This window comes from Rhizorhabdus wittichii (assembly GCF_017607425.1).
Taxonomy (GTDB): Bacteria; Pseudomonadota; Alphaproteobacteria; order Sphingomonadales; family Sphingomonadaceae; genus Rhizorhabdus; species Rhizorhabdus wittichii.
This window is the reverse complement of record NZ_CP059319.1, coordinates 5,241,215-5,261,106: the sequence shown is the minus strand read 5'-3', so window position 1 is coordinate 5,261,106 and position 19,892 is coordinate 5,241,215. Positions and strand designations below refer to the sequence as shown.

Genomic DNA, 19,892 nt, shown 5'->3' with positions numbered 1-19,892 from the left:
CCAATGCAATCACCTCGCGGGTGTCCCGGCCCCATCGATCAGGCCCGAATGCTTGTCGCGATACTGGCGATAGGCGCTCGCCGCCCGGCGTATGTGGTTGTGGACGATCGACCCCGCCCATTCGGCGTCCCGCATTTCCAGCGCGGTGATCAGGTCGCGATGGTCGCCCTGGCTGCGGACCATGTCCAGCGCGGTATAACGCTCGGCGGTGCGGTGCACCACGATCTGGCTGACGATGAGGCGCATCAGCTGGTTTAGCCGCTCGGACTGAGCGGCACTCATCAAGACGCGGTGGAAGCGTCGATTGCCTTCGACGAAATCCGTGACGCTGGCGCCGGAGGGCCGGTTGATCGCGCGCTCGATGAACTCGTAATGCTCCTTGAGCTCGGCGATTTGCTCCTCGGTGACGAACCGCGCGGCGCGCTGCGCGCAGTGGCTCTCCAGATAGGCCCGCAGCGTGAACAGCTCCTCGTCGTCGTCGTCCGACCAGGTCGGTACGAAGACACGGTTGGTATCGGACCGCTGCAGCAGCATTTCCGCAACGAGCTGGGCGATCGCCTCCCGCACGGGGGTTCGGGACATGCCGCAATATTGGGCAAACTCGTCCTCGGGCACGAACTGTCCGGCTGGAAAATGTCCCGACAGAATTCCCCGTCGGATCTCGGCATAGGCCTGATCGGATGCCTTGGACATGTCTTCTCCCGGGGGGCTCAACTCGCCGATCGAGCGCGCAGCCCTTAACAATCTCGCCTATGCTTTTCCAACCTTTCGTTCGAACGGCGTGGCTGGACGTCCGGTCGCCGCCACGGGCCGATCTCCACGCTGGGCTCCCATCGGGACATATGGCGTTCGAGGGTCTCAGCCAAGGTATTCCATTGTCCGACGAAACAATTTTGTGCACATTGCTGACATCTAAAACTCTCCTCCCTTCCAGCGCAGAGGGAGAAGGTCCGACGGAATATCCAGAAAAATAGGCATATTCTGGCCTCAGCAAAGCCCTGGAAGGGCGGGCTTCTAAATTTCCGTAGATATGTTGACAGGCAATTTTGTGCACATTAGCTTTCTCGAATACAAAATAGGGAGCGGTTGTGAGCGACAAACGTGTCAAGGTGATCGTCCCCATTCCGATGGATGCGGCCGGGGTTGCCAATCGGGCATCTCAGCTACCGCCGGAATTGATCGCGCCGGGGTTCCGGCCCGAATATGTCGCCGTCACATGGGGCGCGGCCCTGGGCGACAGCTATCATGACATGCTGCTGATGGACTGGACGGTGTTCCAGGCCGGCGTTCGGGCGGAAGAGGAGGGCTATAGCGCCTGTCCGCCGTCAGCGCCAATGGCACAGATTTGAGGTTGTGATGTAAGGAGGATTTGGGCTTCGTCGTAGTGACGAAGGAACGAAGATGAAGCCCAAATCCTCAAGCGTAAAATCGGCCCGCAAACCCAAGGCGTCGGCCGAACAGGTGGTGAAGGATATCCGGCGCGCGACACGCCGGCATTTCTCGGCGGAGGACAAGATCCGCGTGGTTCTGGAGGGCTTGCGCGGCGATGACAGCATCGCGGAGCTGTGCCGCAAGGAGGGCATTGCCCAGGGCTTGTATTATACTTGGTCAAAGGAGTTCATGGAGGCCGGGAAGCGTCGGCTGGCGGGCGACACCGCCCGTGCCGCGACGAGCGGCGAGGTACAGGATCTGCGCCGTGAGGCGCGTGCCCTGAAGGAGGCCGTCGCCGACCTCACGCTCGAAAACCGGCTGCTGAAAAAAAGCATGATCGCGGATGGGGGAGACCCCGAATGAGGTATCCGGGATCCGAGAAGCTGGAGATCATCCGCATCGTCGAGCAGTCGCACCTGCCGGCGAAGCGGACCCTCGACCAGTTGGGCGTCGCGCGGCGGACCTTCTACCGATGGTATGATCGCTATCTCGAAGGCGGCCCCGAGGCGCTGGAGGATCGTCCTTCCGCGCCGAGCCGGGTCTGGAACCGCCTCCCCGGCGCCATTCAGGACCAGATCGTCGAGATGGCACTGGAGCAGTCCGATCTGTCGCCCCGCGAACTGGCGGTGCGCTTCACCGATGAGAAGGACTATTTCGTCTCGGAATCAACGGTCTACCGCCTGCTCAAGGCGCATGACCTGATCACCAGCCCGGCCTTCGTCGTGGTCAAGGCGGCCGACGAGTTCCATCGCAAGACCAGCCGCCCGAACGAGATGTGGCAGACCGATTTCACCTACTTCAAGATCATCGGCTGGGGATGGATGTACCTCTCCACCGTGCTCGACGATTTCTCGCGCTACATCATCGCCTGGAAGCTGTGCACCACGATGCGGGCCGAGGACGTGACCGACACGCTGCAACTCGCGCTCGAAGCCTCAGGCTGCGACCACGCCACCGTCAGGCACAAACCAAAGCTGCTCAGCGACAACGGACCGAGCTACATCGCCGGCGAACTCGCCGACTGGATCAAAGCCCATGACATGAGCCATGTTCGCGGCGCTCCGCTACATCCCCAGACCCAGGGCAAGATCGAGCGCTGGCACCAGACCCTGAAAAACCGCATCCTGCTGGAGCACTACTTCCTGCCTGGCGATCTCGAACGGCAGGTCGAGGCCTTCGTCGAGCATTATAACCATCGCCGCTATCACGAGAGCCTCGACAACGTGACACCGGCCGACGCCTATTTCGGCAGGGCCGCCGCCATTATCGAACGGAGGAAACGCATCAAGCGAAAGACCATCGAACAGCGACGCTTGCTTCACCGCAAGCTCGCCGCCTAAACATCAACCCCAGACGAGGCCCGATCTCCTCTTCTCTGCGCAACCATCTGCGCCAAATGTCCCGACGACGGACAGTCGGTATAGCTGAAGCCGCCTTGCTGGAGGCCGACCTGGACGTTCTTCCAATCGATGACATAGCCGGCGACGTTGATGATCGCGGCGCCGTTCAGGAAGCTCGACTTGATGCCGGCCTCATAGTTCCACAGCGAATCCGAGTCGTAGGAACGCGGGATCGTGCCGAGCGTCGCGCCCGAATTGAACCCGCCGGTGCGGAAGCCCTTTGCGGCCTGGGCATAGATGTTGAGCGACCGGTTGGGCTTGAACGAGATCGCGATCTTGGGATTGAAGCCGTTGTCCTTGGCGACGTCTCGCGGATCGGTGACCGGCGCGGCCAGGCCGAACAGGCGGCCGGACCGGACCAGGTCGAACGTCAGGCGCGTATCGAAATACCGGCCGCCGCCGGTGATCTCGACCTTGGGGATGCCGGTGAAGGTCAGCTCGCCGAACAGCGACTTCTCCTTCTGGGTGATGTCGGCATCGACCGTCAGCAGGTCGCCCCCCGGAAACAGCGCCGGTTGCAGCGTGCCGAAGTCCGGCGCGATGATCGACTGGAAGAAGCCGCCCGTCTTGTGCGAATAATATCCGCCGACGGTCCATTTGAAGACGTCCGACCGCGCCGAGGAGAGCCGCACCTCCTGCGTGAAGAAATGGGATCGCGTGAGGCCGGTCAGCTGCGCCGGCGTCGCCGTGTAGAGCGGCACCGCCGGAGCGCCGAAGAACAGCCGCGCGACCACGCCGGCTCGACCGCTATCGTCGTTATAGGCGTTGACGTCCTTCTTCGAATAGCTGGTGACCGAAATGAGGTCCGCGAAACCCAGCCCGGCGTTCACGGTGAGCGACCCCAGCGTGTATTTCGAGCGGTTGGTGTCCGGGATGCGGCCCTGATAGCTATAATCATTGCCGCCGACCGGGGCGTAGAAGGTCCGGCCGTCATTGTCGGGGCGGCTGACCTGATGGACCAGCATCGCGTCGATGGTGAGGTCGTCGGTCGGCTTGAACCGGGCGATCGCCCGGCCGCCGGCGGCATAGCCGTCATTGACGTTGCGGGCACCGGTCTGGATGTTGTCGACATAGCCCGGCATCGCGACATAATAGCCGGCGGCGCGTACCGCGAGCTTGCCGTAGATCAGCGGCACGTTGATCGCGGCGTTGTAGTCGCCGCCCCATTCGCCGCCCTCGACATGCTGTTCGGTGATCTCGGCGATCGCCTCGAACCGGTCGAGCTTGGGCTTGGCGGTGATCAGCCGGACGGTGCCCGACAGCGATCCCGATCCGAACAGCGTGCCTTGCGGGCCGCGCAGCACCTCGATCCGTTCGAGGTCGAAGGTGCGCAGGTCGACCGTCGAGCGACCGCCATAGGAGATGTCGACCGGGCTCTCGTCGATATAGAAGCCCACGGTCGACGACTGGGTGATCGCCTGGTTCGACGTGGTGACGCCGCGGACGAACACGTTCGAGATCGCCGGACCCGTCGTATTATAGGCGAGACCGGGGACCAGGCGGATATAGTCTTCGAGGCGGCGGACGCCGCGGTCCACCAGATCCTCGCCCGAAATGGCGGTGACCGCGAGCGGCACGTCCTGCAGGCGCTCCTCGCGCCGCGTCGCCGTCACGATGATGTCGCCATCCTGTCGCGCCTCGGCGTCGATCGGGACCCGCACCTGCGCCCAAGTCGCCGAAGCGGACAGCGCGATAGCTGACGCACCGGCGATCATTGCCGAAACCTTGCCCACACCCCTGAGCATAATCCTACCTCCCATTTCTTGTTGAGAAAACGTTTACTCATGATTGCACTTTTGAGTCAAGCACTACGAAAAAATCAAACAACCTACTGATTATTAATGATTTACTTAATCGACTCGGACGATTTCGGCGGTCGAGCGGCGTCCATTGCCGACGTTCGAATCGCGGGCTGATCGACCGGCGGATGGCGGCGCGACGCGCGACGCGCGCAGACATAGCCAATGATGACCAGCGGCATCATTCCCACCGTCAGCCATTGCAGCGCGTGCCGCAGCGCATCGCTGCCGTCCGCCGCCAGCCGGTCGCTCAGGAAGCCGACCAGCAGAGGTCCCCCGCCAACCCCGACAATCCCCGAGACGAGACCCGACATCGCCGAGACCGTCGCTCGCTGCTCGGGCGGGGCGATCGTCTGCAAGGTCGCGAGCTCGGGGCCCATCGCCACCGCCGCGAGCAGGCCAGCCAGCGCCGAGAGGATGAAGGCGAGGGTGGAATCCGCGACGAAATAGACGCCGATCGTAGGCGCCGCCGCGAGCAGATAGGCGCCGATGATCACCGCGAAGGGCGCCAGCCGGTCGCGCGCCACCAGCCGGTCGGCGAGCAGCCCTCCGGCGATCATGCCGACCATCATTCCGGCACCGCGGCTGAGTGCGATCATCGTGCCGATCTCGTGCCGTTCCATCCCGAAGCTTCGTTCGAAGAAAGCAGGCAACCATTGGAGCTGACCGAAGGTGAGCAGGTTGGCGAGCCCCTGAGCGAGCAGCAGCCAGAGCAGCGCGCGGTTCGACAGCAGGCTCGTGAAGCGCGCCCGCGACGCCGCGTCGCCCGTCGGTCGCGGCGCAGCCGCCGGGCCCAGCGCGAGCCACAGCCAGACGGCCAGCAGCAGGCCCGGCAGGCCGACCGCAACGAAGGTTCCGCGCCAGCCGAGCCACGCCTCGAGCCAGCTGCCGATGGCGAAGCCGCCGAGCAGGCCGGCCGCGGCGCCGCCGGTGAAGATCGCCATAGCGGTCGCCCGTTCGCGGAGCGGAAAGCTGCTCGCGATCAGCGCGTGCGACGCGGGCACGCCGCCGGCCTCGCCGACGCCGACGCCCATCCGCGCCGCGAAGAGCTGGCCGAAGGACTGGACCGCGCCGCACAGCGCCGTCATCACGCTCCATGCGACCAGCGAGAGGGTGAGCACCATCCGACGCGAGCCGCGATCGGCGATGCGGGCGATCGGCAGGGCGGCGATCGCATAGACCGCGGCGAAGGCGAGGCCGGTCAGCAGGCCGATCCGGGTATCGCTGAGCCCCAGTTCCACCTTGATCGGCTGGACCAGGATCGCGAGGATGAAGCGATCGATATAGCTGCAGAACATCAACAGGGTGAGCAGGGCGAGCAGATAATATCGCCGCGCCCTGGGAAGCGCATTATCGATCACATGCCCGTCCGTCATGCCATCCCTCCGATGCCGTGCCCTGCCTTCAGGCCGCGTTGATCTCAACCGCGAGCTTGCCGAAATGCCGCCCCTCGCCGAGCCGCGTGACCACCTCGTCGAGCTCGTCGAGCGGGCTCACCGCATCGACCACCGGCCGGATCCGGTGTTCGGCGAGGAAGGCGTTCATCCGCGCGAATTCGGCCACCGAGCCGACATAAACGCCGTGGACGTGAAGAAGCTTCTCCTTGACCTGATCATAGGGAATGGCGCCGCCGAAGCCGGTCAGCACGCCGATCAGGCCGATGCTCCCGCCGGGCCCCAGCGCCTCGAACGAGCGCGCCATCGTCGCCTCGCCGCCGACCTCGACGATATGATCGACGCCGCCGCCGGTCATGTCGCGGGCCGGGACCTGCCAATCGGGCACCGCGCGATAGTTGATCAGCTCGTCGGCGCCGAGCTTTCGCGCCCGTTCGAGCTTCTCGTCGGAGGAGGAGAGCAGGATCACCCGCGCGCCCATCGCCTTGGCGATCTGGAGCGCGAAGAGCGAGACGCCGCCAGTGCCCTGAACGAGAACGGTCTGCCCAGCCCGCAGCCGGCCATATTCGACCAGCGAGACCCACGCCGTCAGTCCCGCGCAGGTGAGCGTGGCGGCTTCGGCGTCGCTCATATGCGCAGGCGCGGCGACGCAGGCGGCCGCCGGCACCACCAGATATTGCTGGGCCGTCCCGCCCGCCGCCGCCGCGCCGAGCGCGTGCGCCAGCCCGTCCGGCGTCGGCGCTCCATTGCACCAGCCGGGAAAGAAGCCGGGGCAGACGCGGTCGCCCACCGCCCATCCGGACACGCCTTCGCCCAGCTCGTCGATCACGCCGACACCGTCCGACAGCGGCACGCGTCCCCGCATGTCGCCGCCATAGCTGCTCTGCGGATGGAGGCGGATGAAATGGTCGCGATAATTGACGCTCGCCGCGCGCAGCTTCAGCCGCAATTGTCCGGGCCCGGGTTCGGGCAAGGCCAGTTCTGCGGGGACGTAGCGGCTTTCACCAGCCGGATCGAGAACCATGGCACGCATCTGAAATCCTTTGGAAATCGTTTTCTCAAATATCACGAAAAAGCGATATGGTCAGTCGCTCAACCGCTCGTGGAAATAGGTGAACTCCAGCCCCGCCCGCTCGGTGGAACCGCACGGCCCGCCCTCGCCCTTGCCGGCATGGCCGCCGTCCGGCGCCTCGTCATAGTAGAAGGGGACTCCGAGCTGTTCGAGCCGGGCGGCCAGCTTGCGGCTATGACCGGGATGGACGCGATCGTCGTTGGTCGCCGTCATGATCAGCGGCGGTGGATAGGTCACGCCCGCCTTGAGATTGTGATAGGGCGAGATCGTCTTGAGGAACGCCCCTTCGACAGGGTCCGCCGGATCGCCGAACTCGCTCATCCAGGACGCGCCCGCCAACATATGGGTGTAGTTGAGCATGTCGTAGAGCCCGACGTTGAGCAACGCGGCGTTCCACAGCTCGGGATGCTGGGTGAACTCGACGCCCGCCAATAGCCCGCCGTTCGACGATCCGCGGATGCCGAGCCGCCGGCTGCTCGTCAGCCCGCGCGCGATCATGTCCCGGGCGACCGCGGCGAAGTCGTCGAACGCGACCTGGCGCCTGGCCCGCTGCGCCGCGCGATGCCATTTCGGCCCGAACTCGCCGCCGCCGCGGATATGCGCGATCGCAAGGCTGCCGCCCTGTTCCAGCCACAGCTTGCCCGTGACCGGGAAATAGGAGGGCGCGTTGACATATTGCAGGCCGCCATAGGCGCACAGGATGGTCGGATTGCCGCCATCCTTCCGCATCGCGCGCGGATGGACCAGATAATAGGGAATCCTGGTCCCGTCCTCGGCAACCGCCTCGAGCTGCTCGACGACATGGCCACTCGCATCGAACTGCGGGGGAGCGGCGCTCGCCTGCCGGGCCTCCCCAGTCGCCGCGTCGCCGACGAACAGGGTCTCGGGCTGGAGGTAGCTCTCGGTGAGATAGGCGAAGCCATCGTCGACCGATGAGGTGGAGACGATCCGGACCGCGGACATCGGCGGAGTCCGGAAGGGTTTCGTCGTCCAGTCGCCGTCGGCGTCGCGCTCCGCGGTCAGCAACTGGCCCTGCACGTTGGTGTAGACCCCGATGAGCACGCGATCCCGCGTGACCAGTACCTGGTCGATCGCCTGGCGATCGCCGGGCGCCATCACCAGCACGGGACGGAGCCGGGCGGGATCGGCGACCGCCTGGTCGACGTCGATCGCCACCACCGCGCCCTCCGGGAAGGTTCGTCCGGCGAAGGTCCAAGGCTCGCGCAGGGTCACCAGCAGCTGGCCGTCGATCAGCCCGCGCGCCGTGACGCCCTTGGGCAACGGCAGCGCCACCGGACCATGATCGGTGAGCACGGCATATTCGACCTCGAAGAAGCCCAACCGGCGCGCCACCAGCGCGACCTGCCTGCCGCGGCCGTCACGGAAGACGAGCGGCGCCGCGCTGACGTCGCCGGGCCGGCCGCGATAGACCTCTTCGGCCTGGCCGATCGGCTGGCCGCGCCGCAGCTTCTTGACCACGAAGCCATAGCCCGCCGCCGTCGCGGTGTCGGGCGTCCAGATCCGCGTCGCTATCACGCTGTCCCCGTCGATCCAGGCCACCGGAAGGTCGGTGACCTCGAGATGGGTGGGCGCGCCCTTGGTCGCGGGCAGGCGGATGCCGTCCTCGACGAAAGCCCGCTTGCCGACGTCGAACTCGCGAATCTCCCAAGCGTCTCCGCCGCCATCCGACAGCACCAGCAGGCAGCGGTAGGGCCGGTCGGGGTTGCAGGTGGCGCCGCGCCACGCCCAGGACTTTCCCTCGGCCGCAGCCAATGCATCGAGATCGAGCACCGGCTCCCAATCCGGCTGGCCGCCGCGATAGCTTTCGAGCGACGCGCGTTCCCACAGGCCGCGCGGCCGGGCCGCGTCGGTGCGCAGGCGGTAGACATGGTCGCCGAAGAAGGTCGGCGGAATCACCTTGTCCTGCGCGGCGAGGATCGTCTTCGCCGCTGCGGCATAATCCCGATAGTGGGCGTCGTTGGCGAGCCGCTCGCGCGTTGCCGCATTCCATCGCCCGACCTGGGCCAGCGCCCGCGCGCCCTCCACCTCTTCCAGCCAGCGAAACGGATCGTCCATCGCCACATTCTCCCTGGCCGCGGCCAATGCCGGTTGAGCAGGCACCAGCGACGCGCCGATCGCGCCGGCCGCGATCCCAGCGGCAACCAGCCCCTTCATCCGAAACGGTCCGCTCATAGCTGCAATACCCTCCCTGCGACTCCATGATCCTCTCTTGGCTATCCAAATTTTTGCCTTGAGAAAACCTTTTCTTGAAATCGGCCGCGACGGCTTTGTGCTGCTCGGGCTTTCGGCTAAACAGGCGCGATCGACCAGCGGGGACAGGATGGCCACAATCACGATCCATGACGTGGCGCGCGCAGCGGGCGTATCGATCGCCACCGCTTCGCGTGTGCTCAATGGCCGCCCCACGGTCGGCGAGGAAATCCGCAAGCGGGTGCAGAAGGCCGTGGACGAGCTCGGCTATTCGCCCGATATCCTTGCCCAGAGCATGCGGCTCGGCCGGACCCAGATGATCGCCTTCGTCATCCGCGACATCACGGTGGCGCCGCTCGCCAGCCTCGTCCGCGCCACCCAGGACGTGTTGCACGCCGCCGATCACGAGCTGCTGATCGCCTGTTCGGAAGGCGAGCGCGACCGCGAGGTAGACCTGCTCCGCCGGATGAGCCGCCGTCGGGCCGACGGCCTGATCCTCACCACGTCCACCGAGGACGATCCGGTGCTGGTCGATGCCTGGAAGTCGGCCGGGCTGCCGACGGTGATGTTCGACCGCGAAGCGCACGGACTGTGCGACAATGTGCTGATCGCGCATTCGGAAGGCCTGCGCCAGGCGCTCGACCATCTGTTCGGGCTGGGCCACACGCGCATCGCGATGCTGACCGGCCAGCCCACCGTCTGGCCTGCCCGCAGCCGCGTCGAGACCTACCGCGAGGAGTTCGCGAAGCGCGGGCTGCCGGTCGACGAGGAACTGCTGCGGGCGCGCAGCTTCGACACCGACACCGGTTTCATGGAGGCCTCGTCGCTGCTCAGCCTCGCCAATCCGCCGACCGCGATCATCGCCGGCGGCACGTCGATCCTGCCGGCGGTGCTGCGCGCGACGCAATCGCGCGGGCTGCGGGTGCCCGACGACATCTCGATCATCGGTGACAGCGACTCGGACCTGGCGATGTTGGCGACGCCTTCGATTACCGTCGTGCGCTGGAACAGCAGCGACGTCGGCCAGACCTGCGCCCGGCTGATCCTCGAGCGCCTGGCCGATCCCGATGCCCCGCCGCGCCAGATCATCTTCCCCACCGAGTTCGTCTCCCGCAAGTCCTGCGCCCCGCCAAAAGCCTGAGCCACGTGTCCGCTTGACGTCGACCGATGCCGCATTTAAGCATGAGTAAACGTTTTCTCAAAAAGGTTCGGGACCAGGATGCTGTCTGCTACTCCGCTGTCCGGCACGACGATCGTCGAAATCGGCCACAGCGTTGCCGCCCCCTATGCTGGCATGATCCTCGGCGAGCTGGGGGCCACCGTCATCAAGATCGAGAATCCGCAGACCGGCGGCGACTATGCCCGCGGATGGGGGCCGCCCTTCACCGGCGACACCGCGACCGCCTTCAACGCGATCAACCGCGCGAAGCGGAGCGTGGCGCTCGACCTCGCGCTCGACGCGGACCGCGACGCCCTGCGCCGCCTGATTCTCGAGCGCGCCGATGCCGTCATCCACAATTTCAAGTTCGGCGCGATGGAGCGGCTCGGCCTGGGCGGCGAGGCGCTGGTCGCGGAGAAGCCCGGCCTCGTCTATTGCAACCTCGGGGCGTTCGGTGCCGACGGCCCCGATCGCGCGCGGCCCGGCTATGATCCGCTGATCCAGGCGGCGTCGGGCCTCATGAGCATCCAGGGCGAGCCGGGCGGCGATCCCTGCCGGATCGGCATCTCGATCATCGACATGTCCGCCGGCCTCTGGTCGGTGATCGGCATCCTCGCGGCGCTGCGGGAAGCGGCGCGAACCGGGCGCGGCGGCGTGGTCGATACCTCGCTCTACGAATCCGCGCTGGCCTGGATGGCGGTGCCGATCGCCTCCTATCTCGCCTCGGGCGCGCTTCCCCGGAAGAGCGGATCGGGGACCGCGCACATCGTCCCCTATCAAGCCTTCCGCACCGGCGACGGCTTCCTGATGGTCTCGGCCGGCAACGACGCGCTGTTCCGGCGAATGGCGGCGGCCATGGGACTCGACGCGCTGGCCGAGGATGCCCGCTTCAGGACCAACGCCGATCGCGTCATCCATCGCGACGCGCTGGTACCGCTGCTGCAGGCCCGCTTCCTCGAAGAGCCTTCGGCATTCTGGTCGGCGCGGCTCGACGAGGCCGGCGTGCCCAACGGCCCCGTCCGCACCATCGACGAGGTCGTCAGCGACGCCCAGACCGCCGCGCTCGGCATCCTGCAAGCGGCGCCCGACGGCGGCGAGCGCCTGATCGGCCTGCCGCTCAGCTTCGACGGCCACAGGCCCCCCTATCGCCGGCCGGCGCCGCGCCTCGGCGCCGACAATGCCATCCTCGGCACGCCGGCCGAACGATGAGCGAAGCGCTCCTCATCCGCGAGGTCGGGCTGCGCGACGGCCTGCAGAGCATCGCCCAGGTCCTGCCCACGGACGCCAAGCGCGCCTGGTGCCGCGCCCAATATGCGGCGGGCATGCGCGAGGTCGAGATCGGCGCAATGGTCCCAGCGCATCTGCTGCCCCAGCTCGCCGACGGTGACGAAATGGTCGAGGCCGGCCTCGCCTTGCCCGGGCTGACCGTGTCGGTGCTGGCGCCCAACGCCAGGGGCGCCCAACGCGCGCTGGCGCTCGGCGTGCACAAGATCAACTATGTGCTGTCGGCCAGCGAGAGCCACAACCGCGCCAATGTACGGCGGACGACCGAGGCGTCGCTCGAGGATTTCACCCGGATCGGCGCGCTGGCCGACGCCGCCGGCGGTCGGACGACGCTGGCCGCCGGCATCTCGACCGCGTTCGGCTGCACGATCGAGGGCGCGATAGACGAGGGCCGGGTGCTGGCGCGGGGCGAACGGCTGGTGGCGCTCGGCGCGCGCGAACTGATCGTCGCCGACACGGTCGGCTATGCCGAGCCGCGCGGTGTGCGCCGCCTGTTCCGGGCTTTCCGCGATCGGCTGGGTCCCGACGTCCCGCTGGTCGGCCATTTCCACGACACCCGCGGCCTTGGCCTCGCCAACAGCCTGGCGGCGATCGAGGCGGGTGTGCGACGGTTCGACGTCTCGCTGGGTGGGCTGGGCGGCTGCCCCCATGCGCCCGGCGCGACCGGCAATGTCGCGACCGAAGACATGGTGTTCATGGCCGAGGCGATGGGCTTCGACACCGGCTACGACGTCGAGGCGCTCCTGCGCTGCCGGGCGATGCTCGCCACGATGCTGCCCGACACGCCGCTTCCGGGGGCGATCGCCCGTGCCGGGCTGCCCCTCACCTTCGGGAACCGCCATGCGGGACTATGAGACCCTCTCGGTCGCGGAGGCCGCGCCCCACGTCCTTGTGGTCACGCTCGACCGGCCGGCCGCGGCCAATGCGGTGACCAGCCGGATGGGCCGCGACCTGCTCGACCTGTTCACGGACCTCGCCGGCCTCGACCATGGCTGGCGCTGCGTGATCCTGACCGGCGCGGGCCGCTTCTTCTGCGCGGGCGGCGATCTCAAGGAGCGAGCCGGCATGAGCGACGAACGCTGGCGTCGGCAGCATCTTCTGTTCGAACGGATGATCGCCGCGTTGCTCGATTGCCAGGTGCCGGTGATCGCCGCCGTCAACGGCGCGGCCTATGCGGGCGGCCTGGAGATCGCGCTGGCTTGCGACTTCATCCATGCCGCCGAGGAGGCCCGCTTCGCGCTGACCGAGGCGAAGCTGGGGTTCATGCCGGGCAGCGGCGGAACGCAGACCCTACCCCGCGCGATCGGCGAGCGGCGCGCCAAGGAACTGCTGCTCGCCGCCATGCCCTTCTCGGCGCGCGAGGCGCTGGACTGGGGACTCGTGAACCGGGTCGTCCCGGCCGAGGCGCTGATGCCGCAGGCAGTGGAGACCGCCCGCGCGATCGCGGGCAACGCGCCGCTCGCGACGCGCAAGATCAAGCATGTCGTCCATCATGGCCTGTCGCTCGATCTCAGGAGCGCGCTGATGCTCGAACTCGAAGCCTATGGCCAGCTGATCGTCTCGGAGGATCGACAGGAGGGCGTGCGGGCATTCAACGAGAAGCGGCCCCCGGCGTTCAAGGGCCGCTGAAGGCTCAGCCGTCCGAAAGCGAGACCTCGTCCCCGGCGGCGACGCTCCCCGACGCGACCACCTGCGCATAGGCACCCAGGCAAGGCAGCCGGCCCAGATCGAAGATCTGCACCCGATTGTGCCGCACCGCGACCCGCAGCGCCTCGAGATCGGTGCCGAGCCCACCATGGTCGAGCGTCGGCACCGCGCAGCGCGGCGTCGGCACCACGACCTTGAGCCGCACGCCGCCGGATAGCGCGAGGAGGCGGCCGATCCATTGGTTCTCGACGAAGGGCGGCGTTCCCGCCGGAGTCCTGACGACCAGATTCGGCCGATAGCGGATCGCGTCGAGCGTCCGTCCGGCGAGCTGCGCGACATGCTCCAGCGTCGCCGTGGTCACGAAATGGATCGGGGCGAAATCGAAGAAGGTGCCCGGTGGCGAGCCCGCGCCCAGCCGGGTCAGGGTCGCGGGCACCCGGGGTGGCGCGCCCGACTCCAGCAACGCATCTGGATCGGCGCGATCGACCGTCGCGTCCTGCGGCGGCGTATCGACGATCCGGACCTCGCGCCCGAGCAGCGCGCTCAACGCGGCGTCGGCCTCGGCCGAGCCCGCCTGCACGGCCCGACCGCCGGGCAGGACGATCTCGATCCCGTCCGCGTCGGGCCGAGCGCGACAGGCGAGCAACCCGGCCCACAGAGCCGGATGCTTTGCGCTGGCAATCTTGCCCGATGCGGTATCGAGCAGCGCCATCCGGCGGTCCCCGGCGATCCCTTTCGTGTCGATCGACGCCCGATCGAGGCGCTCGCCCAGCAGCGACTTCACGGGATAGCGGTGAAGATGCTCGATCCGCCCCGCAGGACCTTCCATGGTTTCGTCCATCATCACTCCTTCGCTGACAGGGTGATGAATGGGTGGCGGCAAGACGTCAAGAAATTTGAGAAAACGATTTCTCAAACAGGCCGGATACGCTATCATCGCGGCGGATCATTGGTCGGAGCCGAGATGGACAAGCGTGAATATGGCATCACTCCCCGCAACCGCGTGCGCCGGCGGCGCGAACGGGCGCACTATGACGTCGAGACGGTGCATGCGATCCTCGACGCCTCGCTGCTGTGCCATGTCTCCTATGTGATCGACGGACAGCCCTATGCGACGCCCACCTCCTTCTGGCGCGAAGGCGAGATGCTGTTCTGGCACGCCTCCTCGGCGAGCCGGATGCTGCGCGCCCAGGCGGAGGGGATCGAGGTCTGCCTGACGGTCGCCCATGTCGACAGCCTCGTGCTCGCGCGGTCGGCGTTCGGCCATTCGATCAATTATCGGTCGGCGATGATCTTCGGGCGGGCCGAGCTCATCCGCGACCCAGCCGAGAAACGAGCCGTGCTCGATCGCTTCGTCGACCGCTTCTTCCCGGGGCGAAGCGCACTGATCCGCGCGCCGTCGGGCCAGGAGCTGAAGGCCACCGGCGTGCTGCGCATGCGGATCGACAGCGCGGTCGCCAAGATCCGCGCGCTGCCGGTGAAGGACGACGAGCCCGACCATGCGCTGCCGGTGTGGGCGGGGTTGATCCCGGTCCGTCAGATCGTCGAGCGAGCCGAGCCGTGCGAGCGGCTCGATCCTGCCATCGCGGAGGGGACGGATATTGCGGAATATCACCCCGGTCGCGCGCTCGACGACATCGTCGCGGCGACCCATCGCGCCTGGTACGGCAAGGATTAGGGCGGCGATCAGCGCGCGAGGCGTTCCTGCTTCCGGTGGCGGGCCAGCAGACGCTCGCGCCGGACGCGCGACACGCGGTCGATCGCGCGGACGCCGTTCAGATGATCGATCTCATGGTGAAGGCAGACCGCTTCGAAGCCTTCCGCCTCGATCATCCGCACGGCGCCGCCAAGCTCCCGATACCGGACCCGCAGCCAGCGAGGACGAAGGACGCCGAAATAGAGACCCGGCATCGACAGACACCCTTCTTCCGTCTCGACCCGCTCTTCCGCCTCGGCCACCAACTCGGGGTTGATCAGCGCCCGCGGCGGCTCGCCGTCCGCCACGTCGGTCACCAGCAGCCGCTTGAGGACGCCGACCTGGACCGCGGCCAGCCCGGCGCCCTGCGCGGCGACCATGGTCTCCACCATGTCGCCGACCAGCCCCGGCAAGGCCGGGTCAGCCGGATCGACCGCTTCGGACGGCAGCCGCAGGCGCGGATCGGTGATCGGCAGGATCGGAAGGATCGCCATGGTTCAGCCCAGCGGCGGCAGTACGATCGGCCTGCCTTCATAGGCCATCGACAATCGGGTGAGCACCGCGCGGGTAGCGTCCTCGAAGGCGCGGCGCAGTCCGCCGCGTTCGAGCGCGGCGACGCCGCGCACCGTCGACTCCCCCGGCGATCCCACCTCGCGCCGCGCCGCCAGCGTATTGCCGCCATTGTCACGGATCAGCGCGGCGGTGCCTTCGAGCGTGGCCAGGGTCATGTCGGTCGCCATCGCTTCCGAAAAGCCATGGATGATGGCGGCGTCGATCATCGCCTCGGCTACCACGGCGACATAGGCGGGCGTGACGCCGATCGTCGCCGTGGCCAGGTCCATCTGCGCCTCGGGCAGCACGAACACCCGGCCCACCCTTTCGAACAGCGGCACCGCCGCTTCGCCACCCTCGGCGATGCAGCAGACCCCACGCCCGATCCGCACCGGCGTGTTGGGCATGACGCGCACCACCTGCGACCGGGGATAGGCCCTTTGGAGATCGGCGACCTTGGTCGGCCCGAGCACCGAGACGACCATCTTGCCGGCGGCGTCGATGCCGCTCGCGACCTGGTCGAGCTGGTGCGGCTTGTGGCCGAGCAGGATGACGTCGGCGCGGCGGGCGAGCTCGGCATTGTCGTGCAGTGCCTCGCCGCCCAGTTCGGCGACGAGCGCCGCAGCCCGGCCTGAACCGTTGTCGGTGGCGAGTACGGCGTCTCCCCACCCTCTGGCAAGTGCCCCCGCCATATGGCCGGCGCCAATGATACCCAACATGATCGACCTCGCATGAACCGTTCAAGAAAACGTTTTCCAATAAGGGGAAATCCGTTTCCCGCGCAAGGCCCAATTCGTCAGGCGAGGACCGCCAGCATGCCGCCGTCGACCGCCAGCCCGTGCCCGTTGACCATCGCCGCCGCGGCGCCGACCAGGAAACCGATGCCGCCCGCTATGTCGTCGGGCTCGAGCAGCCGGCCCATCGGCACGCGCGAGGCATAATGCTCGCGCCAGGCGTCGCCGAGCGCGGCCGACATCGGCGTCAGGGTCGGGCCGGGCAGCACATAGTTGGCCGTGATCCCATATGGGCCGAGCTCGGCCGCCAGCGCCTTGGTGAGCCCGGCGATCGCATGCTTGGAGGCGACATAGACCGACGCCCCCGCCTTCGACGCCATGATCGAATTGACCGATCCGACATTGACGATGCGGCCCTGTCCCGATTGCTTGAGCAGCGGGGTCGCCGCCGCGCACAGCCGGAAGGGGACGATCACGTTGACCTCGAAGGTCCGGCGCAGATCGTCGAGCGAGAAGCGCTCGATCGAGGCGCCCTCGCCGATCAGGGCAGCGTTGTTGACGAGGATGTCGAGCGCGCCGAAGCGGGCCCGGACATGATCGATGATGCGATCGGGCGCATCCTCGTCCATCAGGTCGACCTGCAGGAACGACAGCTCGCCCGCCCCGCCCGTCCCCATTTCCTCGGGCGCGGGCTTGCGGTCGACGGCGAGGACGCGGGCGCCGCGCTCGGCGAGCTGCGCCGCCGTCGCCGCGCCGATCCCGCCTGCCGCGCCGGTGACGACCGCGACGAGACCGGCGAGGTCCGCGCTCATGCCCATTCGAAATAGCGCCGCAATTCCCAGGCGCTGATCTGGGTCTTCTCCCAGGCCATATAGTCGGCCAGTTCCTGCGCGCGGGTCTGGCAGAATTGCTCGACGAACATCTCCCCCAGCCAGCGCTTCGCCATATCCGAAGCGGCAAGCGCGTCGATCGAGGGCTGGAGCCCCGGCGGCAGCAGCGGATAGGCGGTGCTGCCCTGCGCATCGCCCTGGCAGGGCTGGCCGGGATCGATCTTCCGATCGAGCCCTTCCATGCAGCCGGACAGCAGGGCGGCCACGACGAGATAGGGGTTCGCGTCCGCGCCGGCGGTGCGGTGCTCGAAATGGGCGTGCGACGGGGTCGGCGCGTTGATCACGCGGATCGCGACGCTGTGATTGTCGATGCCCCAGCTCGCATTCTCGGGATTCCACGACGCGGCGTCCATCCGCCGGTAGGAATTGACCAGCGGCCGGAAGATGCCGTGCAGATCGGGCATGGTCTGGACGAGACCGCCGAGCGCGTGGCGGGCGACATCGCTGAGATCGGCCTTCTCCTCCGACCAGAAGGCGGGCTTTCCGTCCTTCCACAGGCTGATGTGGAAATGCGCGCCGCTGCCGGAATCGCCGCGATCGGCGCGCCATTTCGGCATGAAGGTCGCGATCAGCCCGCGCTCGGTGCAGAGCTGGCGCAGGTAGAGCTTGGCGCGCGCGGCATTGTCGGCCGCCTTGACCGGATCGGTCGGCGCCAGCGCGAACTCGTACATCCCGTAGCCGAGCTCGGTGTGGAACGCCTCGACCGGAATGTCGATCGACTGCATGCGGCGGATGAATTCCTCGCCCAGTTCCTGCCAGGCCGGCGATCGGCTGAGCGTATAGGCGTCCCAGGCGCGCCCGAACGGACGCAGCGCATGGAAATCGCCCTTCTGGATCAGCGCGTCGTCGTCATGGAAGATGTAGAATTCGAGCTCATAGGACATCTTCGCCTCGAACCCGCGTTGGGCAAGCTCGCCGGTCAGCCGCTTCACCATCTGCCGCGGGTCGATCGGACAGACCGAACCGTCGTGCATATAGGCGTCGTGAAGCACCGACCCCATGCCGGGCTTCCACCCCCAGGCGGTAATGCTGTCGGGATCGGGGACGAAGGCGAGCTTGGGGAAGCCGTTGTCGGGGTTGCTCCACGGCGTGATCGCGACGTTGTCGTTGCCGATCAGCGAATAGGTCAGCGACGAAATGCCGGTGCCCGATGGCGACAGCGATTTCTTCGCCGGCGAAATCTTGCCGCGCAGCAGCCCGTCCAGGCCGGTCAGTTCGACCTGCAGGAATTCGAGCCCCCGCTCCTCGACGAAACGCCGAGCCGCCCCCAGCCCTTCGTCCCGCGCCTTCAGCCAATCCGAATCGAGCATGTCTTGCCTTTCAAGAAACGATTTCCAGAACATCCTTCGCGGCGCGCGTGAGGTTCCCCCTCATCCATAATGATCATTGTAGCGCGCCACCGCCGCCTCGAAACATGGGAGTGGCGCCTGCACCACGCCCGCGCCGATCTGCATCCCGCCCTTTCCGGCGATGCCGATGTCGAGGAAGGGCGTGATGCCGCTTTCCACGACGCGGAAGATATCGATCGCGGTGGGCGTGCCGCGATATTTGAGCACCGGGATGCGATAGTCCGGATGCTCGCCGATGGTGATCGCATACATCTGTTCGGTGCGCGCGATCATGTCGAGCGGCTCGCCCCCCTGATAGGAGAAGAGCGGAAAGGCCGCCGCCTGCGCCAGGCCGCCGAGCCCGACGGTCTCGGTGACGATGCTTTCGCCGCCGAGCCAGGCGATCTCGTCCTTGCCATGGCCTTCGAACAGCTTGGCCTCGGGATCGGGCAAGGGGCCTTCGATCCAGCCGTCGAGGCCGGCGACCTGGACGCCGAAGCTGCGGCAGTTCAGGCCCATCGTCGACAGCACGCTGGCATGCGGGATGCCCGCGATCGCGGCGGCGCTGGCCTTGGCGGCGCCCATCGAGAGGCGAAGGAAGAAATAATTGTCCTCGACGAGCAGCGCCGTCACTCGCTTCACTTCGTTCCGCAGCGCGGGCGGCAGATCCAGCAGCGCGGGGAACAGCGCCACCGCGAACAGCAGCGAGGCCGCCGTGTTGCGGCTGTGCAGCTCGTCCCCCATGTGGAGCGCGCGCTTGATGATCGGCGCGAGCTCGATCCCGCCGCTGGCCCGCACCGCCTCGCCCAGCACGGGCGCGACGGCGGCGTTGATATAGTCGAGCCGCTCCTTCACCTCGTCGTCGTAGGAGCCATAGTTGAGGCGCTTGCGCGCCTGGCCCTCATACATGTTGGAGAAGGCCCGGTTGCCGAAGGCCTCGTTCTCGATGACGAACACCGGCATCGAGGCGGTGTAGATGCCCGCGACCGAGCCGATGCAGTCATGGTCCTGGCAGGCGCCGATCCGGATCGCGCCGCTCGCCAGCTTCGCCTCGGCCTCGGCCGCGTCGGCGGCCAGCCCCTCGAACAGCGCGCCGCCGATCAGCGCCCGGCGCTGTCCCCCTTCATAGTCGGACCACCGCAGCAGCGGCCCCGAGGTCAGGACGAGGTCGCGCGTCATGCGCGGCACGACCTCGATCGCCGGCCGGATGTCGCGCAGCACGGGCCGGGCGCCGGCGAGCCGGCGATAGGCTTCCTGATTGGCGTCGTCGCGCAGGCTCCGTCGGGTCATCGATC

Annotated in this window: 18 protein-coding genes; 7 read left to right on the top strand and 11 right to left on the bottom strand. The window is 67.3% G+C overall.

What is annotated here, in order from left to right:
* Nucleotides 1-9: 9 nt before the first annotated feature.
* The gene (locus HRJ34_RS25085; RefSeq protein ID WP_029993369.1) at nucleotides 10-693 is read right to left on the bottom strand and encodes a GntR family transcriptional regulator; all 684 of its coding nucleotides are present in this window, start codon (nucleotides 691-693) and stop codon (nucleotides 10-12) included.
* Nucleotides 694-1,088: 395 nt separating this feature from the next.
* Between HRJ34_RS25085 and HRJ34_RS25080 the strand changes: the two genes are divergently transcribed.
* Nucleotides 1,089-1,349, top strand: a complete 261-nt coding sequence (locus tag HRJ34_RS25080; protein WP_226948943.1) for a hypothetical protein — start codon at nucleotides 1,089-1,091, stop codon at nucleotides 1,347-1,349.
* 52 nt (nucleotides 1,350-1,401) lie between these two features.
* Nucleotides 1,402-2,771, top strand: a protein-coding gene (locus HRJ34_RS25075) for an IS3 family transposase (protein ID WP_150289884.1) whose coding sequence is annotated in 2 segments (ribosomal slippage) — nucleotides 1,402-1,756 and nucleotides 1,756-2,771 — 1,371 coding nt in all. Because the reading frame shifts where the segments join, the coding sequence is not laid out codon by codon here.
* Here the strand turns inward: HRJ34_RS25075 and HRJ34_RS25070 are convergent.
* From HRJ34_RS25070 to HRJ34_RS25055, 4 genes are all read right to left on the bottom strand, one after another.
* A complete protein-coding gene (locus HRJ34_RS25070; protein ID WP_208632774.1) occupies nucleotides 2,768-4,576 on the bottom strand; it encodes a TonB-dependent receptor in 1,809 nt (602 codons plus the stop codon). The two genes, HRJ34_RS25075 and HRJ34_RS25070, sit on opposite strands and share 4 nt — an antisense overlap.
* 101 nt (nucleotides 4,577-4,677) lie before the next feature.
* Nucleotides 4,678-6,006 (bottom strand): MFS transporter, encoded by a 1,329-nt coding sequence (locus HRJ34_RS25065; protein WP_208632773.1) that lies wholly within the window; start codon nucleotides 6,004-6,006, stop codon nucleotides 4,678-4,680.
* A gap of 28 nt (nucleotides 6,007-6,034) precedes the next feature.
* The gene (locus HRJ34_RS25060) at nucleotides 6,035-7,057 is read right to left on the bottom strand and encodes a zinc-dependent alcohol dehydrogenase family protein (protein WP_208632772.1); all 1,023 of its coding nucleotides are present in this window, start codon (nucleotides 7,055-7,057) and stop codon (nucleotides 6,035-6,037) included.
* Between the two features lie 51 nt (nucleotides 7,058-7,108).
* On the bottom strand, nucleotides 7,109-9,289 hold the full coding sequence (locus HRJ34_RS25055) for a prolyl oligopeptidase family serine peptidase (RefSeq protein ID WP_208632771.1): 2,181 nt from the start codon (nucleotides 9,287-9,289) through the stop codon (nucleotides 7,109-7,111).
* A 148-nt stretch (nucleotides 9,290-9,437) separates the two neighbouring features.
* Between HRJ34_RS25055 and HRJ34_RS25050 the strand changes: the two genes are divergently transcribed.
* The 4 genes from HRJ34_RS25050 to HRJ34_RS25035 all read left to right on the top strand — a co-directional run bounded on the left by HRJ34_RS25050 (nucleotide 9,438) and on the right by HRJ34_RS25035 (nucleotide 13,379).
* A complete protein-coding gene (locus HRJ34_RS25050; RefSeq protein WP_029993340.1) occupies nucleotides 9,438-10,448 on the top strand; it encodes a LacI family DNA-binding transcriptional regulator in 1,011 nt (336 codons plus the stop codon).
* 78 nt (nucleotides 10,449-10,526) lie between these two features.
* Nucleotides 10,527-11,675 (top strand): CaiB/BaiF CoA transferase family protein, encoded by a 1,149-nt coding sequence (locus HRJ34_RS25045; RefSeq protein ID WP_029993339.1) that lies wholly within the window; start codon nucleotides 10,527-10,529, stop codon nucleotides 11,673-11,675.
* Entirely contained in the window at nucleotides 11,672-12,604 is a 933-nt protein-coding gene (locus tag HRJ34_RS25040; protein ID WP_208632770.1) for a hydroxymethylglutaryl-CoA lyase, read from the top strand. The genes HRJ34_RS25045 and HRJ34_RS25040 overlap by 4 nt, the downstream gene beginning before the upstream one ends.
* Complete coding sequence (locus HRJ34_RS25035; protein WP_208632769.1) at nucleotides 12,591-13,379, top strand: enoyl-CoA hydratase/isomerase family protein; 789 nt, start codon at nucleotides 12,591-12,593, stop codon at nucleotides 13,377-13,379. Before HRJ34_RS25040 ends, HRJ34_RS25035 begins: the two co-directional genes overlap by 14 nt.
* A gap of 4 nt (nucleotides 13,380-13,383) precedes the next feature.
* Here HRJ34_RS25035 and HRJ34_RS25030 read toward each other — a convergent pair whose 3' ends face one another.
* On the bottom strand, nucleotides 13,384-14,238 hold the full coding sequence (locus HRJ34_RS25030; RefSeq protein WP_208632768.1) for an MOSC domain-containing protein: 855 nt from the start codon (nucleotides 14,236-14,238) through the stop codon (nucleotides 13,384-13,386).
* 123 nt (nucleotides 14,239-14,361) lie between these two features.
* Here HRJ34_RS25030 and HRJ34_RS25025 point away from each other — a divergent pair, with 123 nt between their 5' ends.
* Nucleotides 14,362-15,075, top strand: coding sequence for a pyridoxamine 5'-phosphate oxidase family protein (locus HRJ34_RS25025; RefSeq protein ID WP_208632767.1), 714 nt, complete (start codon nucleotides 14,362-14,364; stop codon nucleotides 15,073-15,075).
* Nucleotides 15,076-15,083: 8 nt separating this feature from the next.
* On the opposite strand, the gene def is transcribed toward HRJ34_RS25025, so the two are convergent.
* From def to HRJ34_RS25000, 5 genes are all read right to left on the bottom strand, one after another.
* Entirely contained in the window at nucleotides 15,084-15,587 is a 504-nt protein-coding gene (gene def / locus HRJ34_RS25020; RefSeq protein WP_029993334.1) for a peptide deformylase, read from the bottom strand.
* Between the two features lie 3 nt (nucleotides 15,588-15,590).
* Entirely contained in the window at nucleotides 15,591-16,364 is a 774-nt protein-coding gene (locus HRJ34_RS25015; RefSeq protein ID WP_081663564.1) for a pyrroline-5-carboxylate reductase family protein, read from the bottom strand.
* A 77-nt stretch (nucleotides 16,365-16,441) separates the two neighbouring features.
* Nucleotides 16,442-17,191 carry an SDR family NAD(P)-dependent oxidoreductase gene (locus tag HRJ34_RS25010; protein ID WP_226948942.1) on the bottom strand — a complete coding sequence of 250 codons (750 nt, stop codon included), beginning with the start codon at nucleotides 17,189-17,191 and terminating at the stop codon, nucleotides 16,442-16,444.
* Nucleotides 17,188-18,579, bottom strand: coding sequence for a glutamine synthetase family protein (locus tag HRJ34_RS25005; RefSeq protein ID WP_226948941.1), 1,392 nt, complete (start codon nucleotides 18,577-18,579; stop codon nucleotides 17,188-17,190). The genes HRJ34_RS25010 and HRJ34_RS25005 overlap by 4 nt, the downstream gene beginning before the upstream one ends.
* 60 nt (nucleotides 18,580-18,639) lie before the next feature.
* Nucleotides 18,640-19,887, bottom strand: a complete 1,248-nt coding sequence (locus HRJ34_RS25000) for a YlbE family protein (RefSeq protein ID WP_226948940.1) — start codon at nucleotides 19,885-19,887, stop codon at nucleotides 18,640-18,642.
* Nucleotides 19,888-19,892 lie beyond the last annotated feature (5 nt).

What these genes read in the sequence shown, in the direction of transcription:
- HRJ34_RS25070 (WP_208632774.1), bottom strand. Translation starts at nt 4,576, where the DNA reads ATGCTCAGGGGTGTGGGCAAGGTTTCGGCAATGATCGCCGGTGCGTCA.
- HRJ34_RS25060 (WP_208632772.1), bottom strand. Translation starts at nt 7,057, where the DNA reads ATGCGTGCCATGGTTCTCGATCCGGCTGGTGAAAGCCGCTACGTCCCC.
- HRJ34_RS25030 (WP_208632768.1), bottom strand. Translation starts at nt 14,238, where the DNA reads ATGGACGAAACCATGGAAGGTCCTGCGGGGCGGATCGAGCATCTTCAC.
- HRJ34_RS25005 (WP_226948941.1), bottom strand. Translation starts at nt 18,579, where the DNA reads ATGCTCGATTCGGATTGGCTGAAGGCGCGGGACGAAGGGCTGGGGGCG.
- HRJ34_RS25025 (WP_208632767.1), top strand. Translation starts at nt 14,362, where the DNA reads ATGGACAAGCGTGAATATGGCATCACTCCCCGCAACCGCGTGCGCCGG.
- HRJ34_RS25065 (WP_208632773.1), bottom strand. Translation starts at nt 6,006, where the DNA reads ATGACGGACGGGCATGTGATCGATAATGCGCTTCCCAGGGCGCGGCGA.
- HRJ34_RS25050 (WP_029993340.1), top strand. Translation starts at nt 9,438, where the DNA reads ATGGCCACAATCACGATCCATGACGTGGCGCGCGCAGCGGGCGTATCG.
- HRJ34_RS25055 (WP_208632771.1), bottom strand. Translation starts at nt 9,289, where the DNA reads ATGAGCGGACCGTTTCGGATGAAGGGGCTGGTTGCCGCTGGGATCGCG.
- HRJ34_RS25045 (WP_029993339.1), top strand. Translation starts at nt 10,527, where the DNA reads ATGCTGTCTGCTACTCCGCTGTCCGGCACGACGATCGTCGAAATCGGC.
- def (WP_029993334.1), bottom strand. Translation starts at nt 15,587, where the DNA reads ATGGCGATCCTTCCGATCCTGCCGATCACCGATCCGCGCCTGCGGCTG.
- HRJ34_RS25015 (WP_081663564.1), bottom strand. Translation starts at nt 16,364, where the DNA reads ATGTTGGGTATCATTGGCGCCGGCCATATGGCGGGGGCACTTGCCAGA.
- HRJ34_RS25010 (WP_226948942.1), bottom strand. Translation starts at nt 17,191, where the DNA reads ATGAGCGCGGACCTCGCCGGTCTCGTCGCGGTCGTCACCGGCGCGGCA.
- HRJ34_RS25035 (WP_208632769.1), top strand. Translation starts at nt 12,591, where the DNA reads ATGCGGGACTATGAGACCCTCTCGGTCGCGGAGGCCGCGCCCCACGTC.
- HRJ34_RS25085 (WP_029993369.1), bottom strand. Translation starts at nt 693, where the DNA reads ATGTCCAAGGCATCCGATCAGGCCTATGCCGAGATCCGACGGGGAATT.
- HRJ34_RS25040 (WP_208632770.1), top strand. Translation starts at nt 11,672, where the DNA reads ATGAGCGAAGCGCTCCTCATCCGCGAGGTCGGGCTGCGCGACGGCCTG.
- HRJ34_RS25000 (WP_226948940.1), bottom strand. Translation starts at nt 19,887, where the DNA reads ATGACCCGACGGAGCCTGCGCGACGACGCCAATCAGGAAGCCTATCGC.